General features: G+C 70.0%; 13 protein-coding genes. 9 read left to right on the top strand and 4 right to left on the bottom strand.

All coding sequences use genetic code 11. From position 1 onward, the window contains the following. Positions 1–171: 171 nt before the first annotated feature. Both FV233_RS17545 and FV233_RS17540 read left to right on the top strand, forming a co-directional pair. Positions 172–1,083, top strand: coding sequence for an amino acid ABC transporter substrate-binding protein (locus FV233_RS17545; protein WP_147857292.1), 912 nt, complete (start codon positions 172–174; stop codon positions 1,081–1,083). A gap of 72 nt (positions 1,084–1,155) precedes the next feature. After that, positions 1,156–2,400, top strand: coding sequence for an MFS transporter (locus FV233_RS17540; protein WP_147898219.1), 1,245 nt, complete (start codon positions 1,156–1,158; stop codon positions 2,398–2,400). A gap of 9 nt (positions 2,401–2,409) precedes the next feature. Here the strand turns inward: FV233_RS17540 and FV233_RS17535 are convergent, their stop codons facing one another. Beyond that, complete coding sequence (locus FV233_RS17535; RefSeq protein ID WP_147854411.1) at positions 2,410–3,651, bottom strand: FAD-dependent oxidoreductase; 1,242 nt, start codon at positions 3,649–3,651, stop codon at positions 2,410–2,412. Next, the gene (locus FV233_RS17530) at positions 3,648–4,589 is read right to left on the bottom strand and encodes a LysR family transcriptional regulator (RefSeq protein WP_147854412.1); all 942 of its coding nucleotides are present in this window, start codon (positions 4,587–4,589) and stop codon (positions 3,648–3,650) included. The genes FV233_RS17535 and FV233_RS17530 overlap by 4 nt, the downstream gene beginning before the upstream one ends. A 181-nt stretch (positions 4,590–4,770) precedes the next feature. Here FV233_RS17530 and FV233_RS17525 point away from each other — a divergent pair, with 181 nt between their 5' ends. From FV233_RS17525 to FV233_RS17500, 6 genes are all read left to right on the top strand, one after another. After that, positions 4,771–5,826 carry a class 1 fructose-bisphosphatase gene (locus FV233_RS17525; protein ID WP_147854413.1) on the top strand — a complete coding sequence of 352 codons (1,056 nt, stop codon included), beginning with the start codon at positions 4,771–4,773 and terminating at the stop codon, positions 5,824–5,826. Between the two features lie 22 nt (positions 5,827–5,848). Beyond that, positions 5,849–6,709 carry a phosphoribulokinase gene (locus FV233_RS17520; protein WP_147854414.1) on the top strand — a complete coding sequence of 287 codons (861 nt, stop codon included), beginning with the start codon at positions 5,849–5,851 and terminating at the stop codon, positions 6,707–6,709. A gap of 366 nt (positions 6,710–7,075) precedes the next feature. After that, positions 7,076–7,489, top strand: coding sequence for an NUDIX domain-containing protein (locus tag FV233_RS17515; RefSeq protein WP_147854415.1), 414 nt, complete (start codon positions 7,076–7,078; stop codon positions 7,487–7,489). 83 nt (positions 7,490–7,572) lie between these two features. After that, positions 7,573–8,259 carry a ribulose-phosphate 3-epimerase gene (rpe, locus tag FV233_RS17510; RefSeq protein WP_147898218.1) on the top strand — a complete coding sequence of 229 codons (687 nt, stop codon included), beginning with the start codon at positions 7,573–7,575 and terminating at the stop codon, positions 8,257–8,259. After that, positions 8,253–9,002, top strand: a complete 750-nt coding sequence (locus FV233_RS17505) for an HAD-IA family hydrolase (RefSeq protein ID WP_147854417.1) — start codon at positions 8,253–8,255, stop codon at positions 9,000–9,002. The genes rpe and FV233_RS17505 overlap by 7 nt, the downstream gene beginning before the upstream one ends. 518 nt (positions 9,003–9,520) lie before the next feature. Next, positions 9,521–11,545 (top strand): HAMP domain-containing methyl-accepting chemotaxis protein, encoded by a 2,025-nt coding sequence (locus FV233_RS17500; RefSeq protein ID WP_281408001.1) that lies wholly within the window; start codon positions 9,521–9,523, stop codon positions 11,543–11,545. Positions 11,546–11,557: 12 nt separating this feature from the next. Here the strand turns inward: FV233_RS17500 and FV233_RS17495 are convergent, their stop codons facing one another. Next, positions 11,558–11,755, bottom strand: a complete 198-nt coding sequence (locus tag FV233_RS17495) for a hypothetical protein (RefSeq protein WP_187278137.1) — start codon at positions 11,753–11,755, stop codon at positions 11,558–11,560. A gap of 162 nt (positions 11,756–11,917) precedes the next feature. Between FV233_RS17495 and FV233_RS17490 the strand changes: the two genes are divergently transcribed. Continuing rightward, positions 11,918–12,664 carry a YebC/PmpR family DNA-binding transcriptional regulator gene (locus FV233_RS17490; RefSeq protein ID WP_147854419.1) on the top strand — a complete coding sequence of 249 codons (747 nt, stop codon included), beginning with the start codon at positions 11,918–11,920 and terminating at the stop codon, positions 12,662–12,664. A gap of 97 nt (positions 12,665–12,761) precedes the next feature. Here FV233_RS17490 and FV233_RS17485 read toward each other — a convergent pair whose 3' ends face one another. Further along, positions 12,762–13,760, bottom strand: a complete 999-nt coding sequence (locus FV233_RS17485; RefSeq protein ID WP_147854420.1) for a hypothetical protein — start codon at positions 13,758–13,760, stop codon at positions 12,762–12,764. Positions 13,761–13,814 lie beyond the last annotated feature (54 nt).

The following is a 13,814-nucleotide window of genomic DNA, read 5'->3' as shown; positions in this document are numbered from 1 at the left end:
CTTCCGTCACCGGATTGGGTCGTGGACTGGTTTTCCTGCCGCTGCTGGCCGTAGCCACGGCCGGACTCTTGCTGAGGGATGTGCGGAAGCCCGATCCGCGTGCAGTCGGGCTCCCGCCGCCGGGTCGGTCCGGCCGGCGTTCCGTTGCGCGACCAGGGAACCGGCCAGCCCATGCGTCTGCTCACTCCGCTCCTCGCCGTGCTGCTCGCGGTCCTCCCCCCGGCGGCCCGGGCCGAACCGCTGACCGGCACCCTCAAGAAGATCAAGGACAACAACCGGATCGTGCTCGGCGTGCGCGATAGCTCGCCGCCGTTCAGCTACCTGGACCAGAACCAGAAGGTGGTCGGCTTCGCGGTCGATATCTGCCTCAAGATCGCCGACGCCGTGAAGCGCGAATTGAAGATGCCGGGGCTCGAGGTCGCGATGGAGTTCGTGAACTCCTCGTCCCGCATCCCGCTGATGACCAACAACACCACCGATCTCGAATGCGGCACCACCACCAACAATTCCGAACGCAAGAAGCAGGTCGCCTTCACCAACACCCACTTCCTCACGGCGACCCGGTTCGTCTCGCGGAAGGACCAGAAGATCGCCAGCCTGGAGGATCTGCGCGGTAAGGTGGTCTCGTCGGTGGCCGGCTCGACCAACATCCTGATGCTGATCAAGGCCAACAACGAGCGCAAGCTCGGCATCACGGTGATCGCCGCCAAGGATGTGCCGGAGGCCTTCCTGATGGTCGAGACCGGCCGGGCGGCGGCCTTCGTGATGGACGACGTGCAGCTCAGCGTGGTGGCGGCCCAGTCGAAGGATCCGTCCGCCTACGCGATCAGCCAGGAGACCCTGTCCGATCCGGAACCCTACGGTATCATGCTGCGCCGGGACGATCCGGCCTTCAAGGCGCTGATCGATAAGGCCACCGCGGACCTCTACCGCAGCCCCGAGATCATGACGATCTACGAGACGTGGTTCCTCAAGCCGGTGCCGCCGCGGGGCCTGAACTACAACGTGCCGCTGTCGTCGGCTCTGCGCTGGGCGTTCGAGCATCCGAGCGACAATTCGGATCCGGCCTTCTACGCGCACTGATCCGGGTGGGTTTCGCTCCGGCCGCGGAGATGCGATGCCGCGTTCAGCTCCGCCCGCCCCGCGAAACCCCCCATGCTCGACCGCCAAGAGCCGGCCCTCACGCCGTCCGCGACCCGCGGGCCGGAGCCGGGTGCCGGCTCGATCCCGCGCCTGATCGTCGTCCTGGCCTGCGCGGGGTTCGGCAGCACCTTCGCGCTGCGCTCGGTCGAGCCCCTGGTCGGCGTGCTGGCCCGGGATCTCGGCAGCGACACCCACACGGTGGCGCTGCTCTCCACTGCCTTCGCGCTGCCCTACGCCTTCATCCAGCCGGTTCTGGGCCCGGTGGGCGACGCGCTGGGCAAGGAGCGGGTGATGAGCGTTTGCCTGGCGGTGCTGGCCGGCGCCCTGGTCCTGTGCAGCCTCGCCCCCGATATCGGCAGCCTGTTCGGCCTGCGGATGCTGGCGGGGGCGGCGGCGGGCGGCTGCATCCCGCTGTCGCTCGCGCTGCTCGGCGACCGGGTGCCGATGGACCGTCGGCAGGTGGCGATCGGGCGCTTCCTGGTGGCGGTGATCCTCGGGCAGCTCACCGGCTCGACCTTCGCGGGGCTGATCGAGGCGGTGATCGGCTGGCGCGGCGTGTTCGCCATCACGGCTCTGGTCGCCGCCGTCGCGTGCGCCGCGACCGTGTTCGGCTTCGACCGCACCGGCAGCCTCCCGGCCCGCCGCCCCGCCTTCGGGCAGGCGGTGCGGCGCTACCGCACCATCCTGGCCAATCCGCGGGCCCGGATCCTGTTCACCGCGGTGTTCGTCGAGGCGATCGCGATCTTCGGCGTGTTCCCGCACCTCGCCCCGCTGATCGAGGCCCGCGGCGAGGGCGGCCCGCGGGAGGCCGGCCTGGTGCTCGCGGGCTTCGCCATCGGCGGCCTGCTCTACTCGGCCCTGGTCGGGGTGCTGGTGCGGCTGCTGGGCATGCCCCGGATGCTGATCGGCGGGGGCCTGATCTGCGGCGCCTCGCTCACCGTGGTCGGGCTGGCCGGTAGCTGGCAGGTGGACTGCGCCGCCCTGACCGCGATGGGGCTCGGCTTCTACATGCTGCACAACACCTTCCAGACGCAGGTGACCGAGGTGGCGCCCACGGCCCGCGCCTCCGCGGTGGCCCTGCACGCGTTCTCGTTCTTCTGCGGGCAGGCGCTCGGCGTCGCGGTGCTGGGTCAGGCCCTGATGCAGCTCGGGCAGTTCGGGGCGCTCGCGGCCTGCGCGGTCACGATCCTGGGGCTCGGGATCGCCACGGCGGTGACCCTGCAGCGGCCGGGGCCGAAGATCGCCTTCTCGGATTGACCGGTCCGGTCAGGGGCGGGCCATCGCCAGCGCCTTGAGGTCGAAGCCGGGATCGGCCGCCTGGTCCGGGGTGAGCGGGGTCCCCGCCGCCAGCAGGCGCCGGGCGATCATGTGGTCGGCCGCTCGGTCGACCGATTCGACCGCGCTCAGCGAACCGTCCCGGAAGCGGAACACCGAGAAGGCCGCGCCGGAGCCCCGAACCACGCTGGGATCGCCGGGCCCGGACAGGCCGGCGATCTGCAGCTTGTGCGGACCCTGGTCGCTCCAGAACCACGGCAGCGCCCCGTAGGCGGCCGGCTTGCCGTTGAGCCGCGCGGCGAGGCAGCGGCCCTGGTCGATCGCGTTCTGCACCGACTCGATCCGCACCGTGCCGTCCGGGCTGAGCCCATGCGCGAACGGGCTCGGGAAGCGGGCGCAGTCGCCGATCGCCGAGATCGCGGGATCGGGCGTCGCCAGGAACGCGTCGACCCGCACGCCGTCCTCGGCCGGAAGGCCGGCCTCCGCCGCCAGCTCCCGGTTCGGCAGCACGCCGATGCCGATCAGGATGACGTCGGCGGGAAGCTCCCGCCCGTCCGCCAGCACGATGCCGGTGGCGCGGCCCTCTCGCCCGGTGATCGCGGTCACGCCAGCCCCGAACGCGAAGCGCACGCCCCACGCCTCGTGCGCAATGCGGAAAAACTGCCCGATCTCCCGCGAGACCGCCCGGGCCATCGGCCGGTCGGCCGCCTCGACCACGGTCACCGACAGGCCCCGGGCGGCGGCCACGGCGGCGAATTCCAGGCCGATGAAGCCGGCGCCGATCACGACGATCGACCGGGCGGAATCGAGCGATGCCCGGAGCGCGTCGGCGTCGTCGAGGTCGCGCAGCTGGCGGACGTTCGGGAAGTCGGCCCCCGGCACCGGCAGCGGCCGGTTGCGGGCGCCGGTGGCCAGCACGAGGTGGTCGTAGGCGAGGCTCTGGCCGTCCGAGAGCTGAAGGCGCCGTCCGGCCCGGTCGATCGCGACGGCGCGGAGGCCGGGGCGGTGGGCGATGGCATGCTCGGCGAAGAAGCCGGGCTGGCGCAGGAACAGGCCCTCGGCGTCGGTCTTGCCGGCGAGATAGGCCTTGGACAGGGGCGGCCTCTGGTAGGGCAGGGTGGTCTCGTCGCCCACCAGGGTGATCGGATCCCGGAACCCGCCCTCGCGCAAGGAGGCGGCCAGCTGGAATCCGGCCTGGCCGGAGCCGGCGACGACGATGCCGGCCGCGCTCACGCCTTGGCCCCGGTCACTTCGGGCAGCGTCACGCCCGGCAGCATGCGCGCGCCGTCGCTCATCAGGTAGGACCAGACCGCCGAGGCCGCCGGGCCCAGAACCTTGTCGGCCCGGCGCACCGCGTACCAGTCGCGCCGGATCGGCAGGCCCTTCACGTCGAGCAGCGCGAGGCGGCCGCTCTCGACCTCGGCCGCCACGGAATGGACCGACAGGAGCGCGATCCCGAGCCCCGCCATCACGGATTGCTTGATGGTCTCGTTGGAGCCGGTGTCGATGTCGAGCAGCGCCCGCTTGACCAGGATACCGCTCATGAACTCCTCGAAGACCGTGCGCGTGCCGGAGCCCTCTTCGCGGAAAAAGAACGGCTGGTCGGCCAGGTCTTCGCGCGACAGCCCGGTCCGGCCGGCGAGCGGGTGGCTGGGGGGCGCCACCAGCACCAGCGGGTGCGGACCGAACGTCGCCGCCTCGATCGGGAAGTCCCGGGGCGGCCGGCCCATCACGGCGAAGTCGATCTCGTAGCCGCGCAGGGCCTCGACGGTCTGGCCGCGGTTGCGCACCGAGAGGCTGATCTCGACCCCGGGGTGCTTCTTGACGAAGCCCGCGATCACCTGGGGCGCGAAATATTTGGCCGTCGAGACGACGCCCAGCGCGACGCGCCCGCCCTCGGCGCCGCGCAGGGTCCGCAGCCGGTCGGTGCAGGTCTCCAGGACGGTGTTGATGCTGTCGATCGCCCAGAGCATCTCGCGCCCGGCATCGGTGGGCTTGAGGCCCCCCGGCGTCCGGTCGAACAGCAGCAGCCCGGCCTCTTCCTCCAGCTGGCGGATGCGCGCGTAGAGGGCGGCCGAGGTGACGTTCAGCTCCTGGGCGGCCCGGGTCATCGTCCCCAGGCGGGCCACCGCCGCCACCGCCTGGAGCTGCTTGAGAGAGAGGTTGCGCATGGCGGAGGTCTCGTTTTTTTTGTCCTATGACACAAGATCCCCCAGAAATCTTGAGCGTGGCGTCCCCGGTTCTTGTCGATCGGGGCGCGCCGCCCGCTATCATGGTGGTAGAGGGGTCGCTACAGACCGGCGCGGAACGCGCGATCCCGGCAGGCGGGATTTGAGCAGGAGAGACAGGCCGATGGCAATTTCAGCAGCGATCGGGACGCCTCTCGAAACCTGCCTGGCGCAGGCGGTCGAGGCCAACCCGGCCCTGAAGGATGCCGCCGCGGTGATCCGGGCGATCGCGGGCTCGGCGGTGGAGATCAGCGCGCTGATCGGGCGCGGCGCACTCGACGGCGACCTCGCGGCGGCGGGCGAGAACAACAGCGACGGCGACGTGCAGAAGGCGCTGGACGTGATCGCGCACGAAAGCGTGACCGCCGCCCTGCAGGGCGCCCCCGTCGCCGAGGTCGCCTCCGAGGAGGCCGAGGCGGTGATGCGGCTGAACCCCGACGCGCCGCTGGCCGTGGCGATCGACCCGCTCGACGGCTCGTCCAACATCGGCGTCAACATGGCGGTGGGGATGATCTTCGGCATCCGCCCGTCGATCAAGGACCCGGCCAACCCGCTGGCCTCGTTCACCACCCCGGGCACCGCCCAGATCGCCGCCGGCTTCGTGACCTACGGCCCGGCCACCGCGCTGATCCTGACGCTCGGCGACGGCACCCAATCCTACGTGCTCGACCGGGAGGAGGGCGCGTTCCGCCTGACCAGCTTAGCCATGTCGGTTCCGGCCTCGGCCAAGGAATTCGCCATCAACGCCTCCAACGTCCGGCACTGGGACGCCCCCGTGAAGGCCTATATCGAGGATTGCCAGCGCGGCACCGAGGGCCCGCGCGACAAGGATTACAACATGCGCTGGCTCGCCTCGCTGGTGGCCGACATCCAGCGCGTGCTGACCCGCGGCGGCGTGTTCCTGTATCCGGGCGACGCCCGCAAGAACTACGCCCGCGGCCGCCTGCGGCTGCTCTACGAGGTCGCCCCGGTGGCGATGCTGATCGAGCAGGCCGGTGGCGCCGCGACCGACGGCCAGACCCGCATCCTCGACCTGGTCGCCACCGGGATCCACGAGCGTGCGCCCCTGGTCTGCGGCTCCACCGAGGAGGTCGCGTGCGTGGCCGCCTACTACGCGGGCGGCAAGCCCGATGCCGGTCGCTCGCCGCTGTTCGGCCAGCGCGGATTGATGCGGTCGTAAACGCAACGCGAAGTTCAAGAGCATGTCGGCGCGGCACCCCATCATCTCGGTGACCGGCTCCTCCGGGGCCGGCACGACCTCGGTGCGCAACACCTTCGAGCAGATCTTCCGCCGGGAAGACGTGCGCGCGGTGTTCATCGAGGGCGACGGGTTCCACGCGTACGACCGCGACACCATGCGGGCCATGATGGCGCGCGAGCCGACGCTGTCGCATTTCGCGCCCCGGGCGAACCTGCTGCCGGAGCTGGAGGCGGTGTTCCGCAGCTACGCCGAGAACGGCACCGGCCAGACCCGGCACTACGCCCACGACCAGCACGACGCCCGGGCCTACGGCATCCCGGAGGGCAGCTTCTCGGATTGGGAGGCGTTCCCGCCGGATTCCGACCTGCTGTTCTACGAGGGCCTGCACGGCTGCGTGGCCGACCCGGACGTGGACATCGCCCGCTACGCCGACCTGAAGATCGGCGTGGTGCCGGTGATCAACCTCGAATGGATCCAGAAGCTGCACCGGGACCGCTCGTTCCGCGGCTATTCCACGGATGCCGTCACCGACGTGATCCTGCGGCGGATGCCCGACTACGTGCAGACCATCTGCCCACAATTCTCGTTCACGGACATCAACTTCCAGCGGGTGCCGACCGTCGACACCTCGAACCCGTTCATCGCCCGCTGGATCCCCACCGCCGACGAGTCGCTGGTGGTGATCCGGTTCAAGGACCCGAAGGGGATCGACTTCTCGTATCTCGTGTCGATGATCCACGACAGCTTCATGAGCCGGGCCAATTCCATCGTGATCCCGGGCGGCAAGCTCGACCTCGCCATGCAGCTGATCCTGACACCGATGATCATGCAGCTCGTGGAACGCCGCCGCCGCCTGGCGTGATTTTTTTGGGGTTGGGCGTTCCCGCTCGCAGGATTCCGCGCGGGCAATCGCGCCAGGAGTTTGGGGGCATGAATGCCCTGCATCCACCCTGTCATTCCGGGGCGCCGCAGGCGAGCCCGGAATCCAGAGCCGCCGACTGTGCAAGACCTTCATCCGTCTGCGGTTATGGATCCCGGGCTCCGCTTCGCGGCCCCGGGATGACAAGGTGGTTCATCCAGCCGCCGTTATCGCTCCTTGAACCGGCACATCGCTGATGGAAGCATAGAACTGAGCGGTTTTGATCGCTGCGCGCCTTTCCCACCCGCACTGGCGACTCGGTCGCCACCGTGGCACCAGCAAATTCCATAACAAACGGGATGCCGGATCGTGCAGGTGGAGCCACGGGTCGGGTGCGGGGCCGCCATCGTCGTCGACGGGCGCATCCTGCTGTTGCGCCGGAGGACCGAGCCGGAGGCCGGGCATTGGGGGCTGGCGGGCGGCAAGGTCGACCTGTTCGAGCCCGTGGCCGATGCGGTGAAGCGCGAGGTCGCCGAGGAGCTCGGTATCGGGATCGAGCCGGTCACGCTGCTCTGCGTCGTGGATCACATCGATGCCGATGCGGGTATCCACTGGGTCGCGCCGGTCTATCGGGTGGATGCCTATTCCCGGGCGCCGCGGCTCGTCGAGCCCGAGAAGCATGACGGTCTGGACTGGTTCGACCTGGAGGCGCCGCCGCAGCCCCTGACGCTGGCGGCGAAGACCGCCATCGCACTCATCCGACAGGCTGACACGCAGGGGTAGGAAGAGCCGGCGAGCCGACGTAAATGGATCCAACCACATCGGCCTTCAGCGCTCGCCCCGGCCCGCCCGATCCCGGATACCGCATGCTGCCTCCCGTCATCGCCCCGTCGATCCTCTCGGCCGACTTCGCCCGCCTCGCCGAGGAGACCCGCGCCGTGGACGCGGCCGGGGCCGACTGGATCCATCTCGACGTGATGGACGGGCATTTCGTGCCCAACATCACCTTCGGCCCTCCGGTGGTGAAGGCGCTGCGCCCGCACACGCAAAAATTCTTCGACGTGCACCTGATGATCGCGCCGGCCGACCCGTATCTCGCGGCCTTCGCAGAGGCCGGCGCCGACGGGATCACGGTCCATGCCGAGGCCGGGCCGCACATCCACCGCTCGCTCCAGACCATCCGCGACCTCGGCAAGCGCGCCGGCGTGGCGATCAACCCCGGCACCCCCGCCGCGCTGGTCGAGCCGGTGCTCGACATCGTGGATCTCGTGCTGGTGATGACCGTCAATCCGGGCTTCGGCGGCCAAAAATTCCTCAAGAGCAGCATGGAGGCGGTGGCGCGGGTGCGGGCCATGGTGGCCGGCCGCGACATCCGCATCCAGGTCGACGGCGGCATCGACGCCGAGACCGTGAAGGCGGCAAGCCGCGCCGGCGCCGACACGTTCGTGGCCGGCAACGCGGTCTTCGGCGGCGGTCTCGACGCCTACGCGGAGCGCATCGCGGCGATCCGGGCCGGCGCGGAGGGCGCCTCCGGTCGCGACCTCTCGTGCTGAGGGCGCTGATCTTCGACGTCGACGGCACGCTCGCCGAGACCGAGGACCTGCACCGGCAGGCGTTCAACCGCGCCTTCGCGGACCTGGACCTGCCCTGGCGCTGGGACCCGGCGCTCTATGCCGACCTGCTCACCGTGATGGGCGGCAAGGAACGGCTCACCCACTACATCGACACGCACCATCCGGGCGAGGCGGCGTCGCTCCACGCCCGGGCGCCCGAGATCCACGCCCGCAAGACGATCGCGTATGGCGGCCTCGTGACCGGGGACGGCCTGCCCCTGCGCCCGGGGATCGCCCGGCTGATCGGCGAGGCCCGGAACGCCGGCCTGCGCCTGGCCATCGCCACCACCACCAGCCGGCCCAACGTCGACCGGCTCCTCGCGGCGAATTTCGGACCGGACGACACGCCCTTCGACGTGATCGCGGCCGGCGACGAGGCCGCGCGCAAGAAGCCCGCACCGGACGTGTTCCAGCTGGCCCTGGACCGCCTCGACGTCCCGGCCGTGCAGGCCGTGGCGTTCGAGGATTCCGCCCCCGGCATCGCGTCGGCCCGCGCCGCCGGCCTGCCGGTCCTGGCGACCCGCAGCCGCTACACCGACAGCCACCGCCTCGACGGCGCCTTCTCGGCGGTCTCCGATCTCGGCGAGCCGGGCCACCCGCACCGACACCTCGCCGGACTTGAATGGCCGGGCGACGTGGTGACGCTGGCCGCTTTGCGGGCTTGGCATGCGGGACTTCGCTGAACCGGCTGCCTCGCCCCCGCGACCGGCATCGATGCCGGCTGGTTCTACGAAAGCCCGAGACGGCCAATCTCGACGCTGACGAGCGCCGGCATGCTCTGAGCTGCCTGCAGTCGCGACGCCTCCCGAACACGCGCGCCATCCTTCTCGATCACGCAAGGCTTAAGCGGGGCATGTGCGCGGCGGGCATCGGGCCTGCCGCGGAAGGCTGTTTTGAGCCGCTGCCTCCCAACCGGGGTCACACATTCGTTGCGACATGAATGAGCAGCAAAACGGAATACTTGGAAGTTATATAATGACAAAATCCGCGATCTTTCAAATATGAAAAATATAAACGTTCTGAATAGTCATTGCTTTTGCTCAATAATCCAAGTCAAAATGAATAAAAAATCCATAGCTTTGTCCCCGATCCGAATTTAAGATCTGATATCTTGATTTGTCGGTGGTTGGCTGTGCCTAAGCTTTCAATTCGCTTTACAATTGTTGCGATCGTCGCCCTCGTCAGTGCCGTCGCGATCGGCTTGGCCGCGTTGCAACTGGTCCGCAGCAAGGCGCGCTCGGATCTGGCCGATCAGGTCGCCGCCTACATGGCGATCGACCGCAACCTGTTCACGAGCCTGACGCAGCTTCGTATCGAGCGGGGGTGGAACATGACGGCCCTCCTGGAGGAGCTCGACGCCAACCGCGTCCACCGGCAGACCGCCCTGGATGGCCGCCAGGCCTTCGACGCCGCTATCGACGGCGCCCTCGCCGATCTGAGAGGGGTGACTGATGCCGCCCTGAAAGCCAGGGGCGTCGAACTGCAATCCTTCGTCGATACGTGGCGGCGGCTGCGTCCGGCCGTGGACCCGGCCCTCGATCAGCCCCTTGCCGGCCGGGACCCGTCCCTGCGCAAGCAACTGGACGAGGTCGGCAACCGGTTCCTGATCGCGCTGGAAGCGGCCTCCGACGCGACCGAGGCGCATATCCAGGCCCTCGCCCCCGCCTTCGGCAGCTTCCTCGACGCCCGGGCGGCGATCTGGCTCACGCGCACGAGCAGCGGCCGTGCCGCGGCCATCATCAGCGGGCTCCTGGCGAGCGGCCGTCCCGCCACGCCCGCGGAAGGGACACAGCTGAGCATTGCCGACACACAGGCTTTGACGGCCTGGCAGGTCGCCAAGCGCACCATCGAGATCGGCGGTATGGATGCCGCCGTGCGCGACATGTATGCCCGGGCCAACGCCACCTACTTCGGCGGGCGCATGGCCGAGCACCGCCAGGCCATCGCCGCCGCCATCTCGGATGGGCGCAGGATCTCGGTCCCGAACGTGGAGTGGGATGCCGGGGTCGTCACCGGCCAGAAGGCCGTGTCGGATGCGGCGATCGCAGTCATCTCCGCCGCGGTCGATCAGACGCGGACCGCCGCCGCCGAGGCCCGCCAGGATCTCATGCTCGCCATCGCGGCGATCCTGCTCGCGGCCGGCCTCGCGGTGGCGGCGATCCTGATCGTGCAGGTCCGTATCGTACGACGGATCCTCGGGCTCGCCGAAGCCATGCGGCGCCTGGCCGGGGGCGCGGTCGAGACGCCCGTGCCGGGCACGCAGAATCGGGACGAACTCGGCGCGATGGCCGGGGCCGTGCAGGTGTTCAAGGACAACCTGATCCGGACCGCGGCGCTGGAGGCGGAATCCTCCGAGGCCCGGCGCCTCGCCGAGGAACAGCGCCGGGCGGCGATGCACCAGATGGCCGACGCGTTCGAGCGGGCGACCGGCGGGATCGTGGGCACGGTCTCGGCGTCGGCCGGCGCCTTGCAGGCCACGGCGCAGACCCTGGCGACGACGGCGGCCGAGACGGCGGAACGGTCGACCACGGTCGCGGCCGCCTCTGAGCAGGCCGCGTCCAATGTCGGCACCGTGGCGGCCGCCGCCGAGGAACTGGGCGCTTCGGTGCAGGAGATCGGCCGGCAGGTCGCCGGCTCGGCGGATCTGGCCCGGACCGCGGTGGGCGAAGCGGACCAGACCGCTGCGCTCGTGAGCGCCCTGACCGCGAGCGTGGCCAAGATCGGTGAAGTGGTCGGGCTGATCTCGGGCATCGCCGCCCAAACCAACCTGCTGGCGCTCAACGCCACCATCGAGGCGGCCCGCGCCGGCGAGGCCGGCAGGGGGTTCGCGGTGGTGGCCGCGGAGGTCAAGGCGCTGGCCGACCAAACCGCCAAGGCTACCGGCGAGATCGGCCAGCAGATCGGTGAGGTCCAGGGTGTTACGGGCGAGGCCACCACGGCGATCGGGCAGATCGCCGGCCGCATCCGGGAGATCAGCACCGTGTCCGCCTCGATCGCGGCGGCGGTGGAGCAGCAGGATGCGGCGACCCAGGAGATCGTCCGCAACGTCGGTCAGGCGGCCTCCGGCACCGGCGCGGTGACCCGCACCATCACGGGCGTGGCCGGGGCGGCGGAGAAGACCGGCGCGGCGGGCGAGGTTCTGACCTCGGCCTCGGAGCTGTCGCGTCAGTCGGAGCAGCTCACGGTCGAAGTCGGGCGCTTCCTGGCCACCGTCCGGGCAGCGTGAGGCGGGGACCGCTTACGAGCCGGCTCGTGGGCGGCTCACGCGTCTTGCCGCTTGCCGCCCCTGCGCCTCCGTGGCGAACAGCATCGTGCCAGCGGCCACGCCGAGCAGCGTGGCGATCCCGAGCTTGAGCCAGCGGCGGTCGGCGGCCGGGGGCGTCGTCGCCGTCCTGCTGTGTTCGGTCCGGCGCGGCATCGGGTTTCCAGCTGACATGTCCGGCGCCAACGCCCGGCGCGGGCGATCTTTCCCCGGTCGTGACGATCGGGTGGCGCGTTGCTTCGTCGGAAGCCGGCGGCCTATAACGCGGCGACCTCACAGCCGCGACGGCGGGGTCCCGGATTCCCGCCCTCGCCAACGAACAAAGTCTCACACGCCATGGCAGGCCATTCGCAGTTCAAGAACATCATGCACCGGAAGGGCCGGGTGGACGCGGTCCGCTCGAAGGTGTTCGGCAAGCTCGCCCGCGAGATCACTGTGGCGGCCAAGCTCGGCACGCCGGACCCGGCCATGAACGCACGCCTGCGCGCGGCGATCATCGCGGCCCGCGCCGAGAATGTGCCCAAGGACAACATCGAGCGCGCCATCAAGAAGGCGGCCGGGGCGGATGGCGAGACCTACGAGGACATCCGCTACGAGGGCTACGGCCCGGGCGGCGCCGCGCTGATCGTCGAGGCGCAGACCGACAACCGCAACCGCACCGCCTCGGACGTGCGCTCGGCCTTCACCAAGTCCGGCGGCAGCCTCGCCGAGACCGGCGCCGTGGCGTTCATGTTCGACCGGGTCGGCGTGATCGGCTTCCCGGCGAACGTCGCCGACGCCGACACGATGCTGGAGGCGGCGATCGAGGCGGGGGCCGACGACGTCAGCTCCAGCGAGGACGGCCACGAGGTCGTCTGCGCGCAGGAATCCTACGGCGAGGTCGCCAAGGCCCTGGAGGCCCGGTTCGGTGAGCCGAGCCGCACCGGCCTGGTCTGGAAGGCGCAGAACACGATCGACGTCGATGACGAGACCGGCGAGAAGCTGATCCGCCTGGTCGAGGTGATCGAGGACCAGGACGACGTGCAGCACGTCTACGTCAACTTCGCGCTGTCCGATGCGCTGATGGCCAAGCTCGAGGGCTAGCGCATCGTGCCGAATATCGGAACCGGCACGATGCGCTAGCTTCTTGATCCGCCTCGTCTTTTTCCGAAAGCCGGCCGCCACCTTTCGGAACGATGCTCTAGGGCTCGCCTGCCTGGGCCGCCAGTTCGGCGCCGAACCGCTCCTGCACGTAGGCGTCCAGCGAGAAGCTGTCGTCGGGCAGCTGGGCCATGAACCGCTCGGCCACCTCGGTGAGGACCAAATCTGGCTTCGTCCGCGCGATGTAGGACCAGTCGAGCGACGTGCTCCAGACGAAGTGCACCTCGCGGAAGGTCTCGGCCAGCAGGATCGTCAGCATGTACGGCATGACGTGCGAGAATGAGTCGCCGAACAGCGCCAGCCGGCGCGGATCGGCCGCCGTCTCGTTGCGGTAGGCCACGTTGGCGCCGCCGTGCAGCGTGTGCAGCAGGCCGGCCTTCTCGCGCGCTTCGACGATCGGGCTGGCATAGGTCCGCAGGGAATCCCGCTGGATCCGGTAGGCCCGTGACGGCGCCCGGCGCGGCGGGTCGAAGGCGCTGCCGAGGTCGCCGTCATGATCGACCGGCGTGAACGGCCGGTCCCGCAGGTCCGCCCGCGGCTCCGTCCCGAAGGCCCGGCAGATCTCGGCATAGGCCAGGTAGCAGCCGTCGAAGCTCCAATGGGTGTCGGTCCGGCAATAGAGGTCGACGGTGTCCCGGGCGGCCCGCATCGGCGCCACCAGGTCAATGCAGGTCTGCCGCCAGCGCTTCCGGCGCCGCCAATCCGCGTAGAGGGCCCGCGGCCCCCGCCGCCACGCGGGACCCAGGTCCGGCTCCGCGTGGAGCAGCCGGTTGGCCGGCGAGGCCGCCGGCGCGATGGTGATCCCGTCCAGGTGGTTGTCGTAGATCACCAGCTTGTCCGGCGCGACCACGTGGCGATACCGGATGCCGAGCGCCCGCAGCCGCCGCTCCCGGTTGGACACGAGGCTGCGCCACGCCCAGATCAGCTCGGCCATCGCCTCCGGCCGCTCCAACTGCCCCAGGATGTCGTTGGTCCCGGTCTTCAGGAACAGCCAGCTGTCCCGCCCGACATGGATGTGATCGGTATTGCTCGACGCCATGACGCACTCGGGGGGTGGGATCGGGAATTCGGCAGCAGGGGGCGGGATGCGGGC

This window comes from Methylobacterium sp. WL7 (assembly GCF_008040085.1).
Lineage (GTDB): Bacteria > Pseudomonadota > Alphaproteobacteria > Rhizobiales > Beijerinckiaceae > Methylobacterium > Methylobacterium mesophilicum.
Note: the sequence above shows the minus strand (reverse complement) of the source record. Positions and strands in the feature narration are given on the sequence as shown.

Excerpts from the sequence above, each read along its gene's own strand:
- FV233_RS17545 (WP_147857292.1), top strand. The coding sequence starts at position 172 with ATGCGTCTGCTCACTCCGCTCCTCGCCGTGCTGCTCGCGGTCCTCCCC.
- FV233_RS17540 (WP_147898219.1), top strand. The coding sequence starts at position 1,156 with ATGCTCGACCGCCAAGAGCCGGCCCTCACGCCGTCCGCGACCCGCGGG.
- FV233_RS17530 (WP_147854412.1), bottom strand. The coding sequence starts at position 4,589 with ATGCGCAACCTCTCTCTCAAGCAGCTCCAGGCGGTGGCGGCGGTGGCC.
- FV233_RS17525 (WP_147854413.1), top strand. The coding sequence starts at position 4,771 with ATGGCAATTTCAGCAGCGATCGGGACGCCTCTCGAAACCTGCCTGGCG.
- FV233_RS17520 (WP_147854414.1), top strand. The coding sequence starts at position 5,849 with ATGTCGGCGCGGCACCCCATCATCTCGGTGACCGGCTCCTCCGGGGCC.
- rpe (WP_147898218.1), top strand. The coding sequence starts at position 7,573 with ATGCTGCCTCCCGTCATCGCCCCGTCGATCCTCTCGGCCGACTTCGCC.
- FV233_RS17495 (WP_187278137.1), bottom strand. The coding sequence starts at position 11,755 with ATGTCAGCTGGAAACCCGATGCCGCGCCGGACCGAACACAGCAGGACG.
- FV233_RS17490 (WP_147854419.1), top strand. The coding sequence starts at position 11,918 with ATGGCAGGCCATTCGCAGTTCAAGAACATCATGCACCGGAAGGGCCGG.
- FV233_RS17485 (WP_147854420.1), bottom strand. The coding sequence starts at position 13,760 with ATGGCGTCGAGCAATACCGATCACATCCATGTCGGGCGGGACAGCTGG.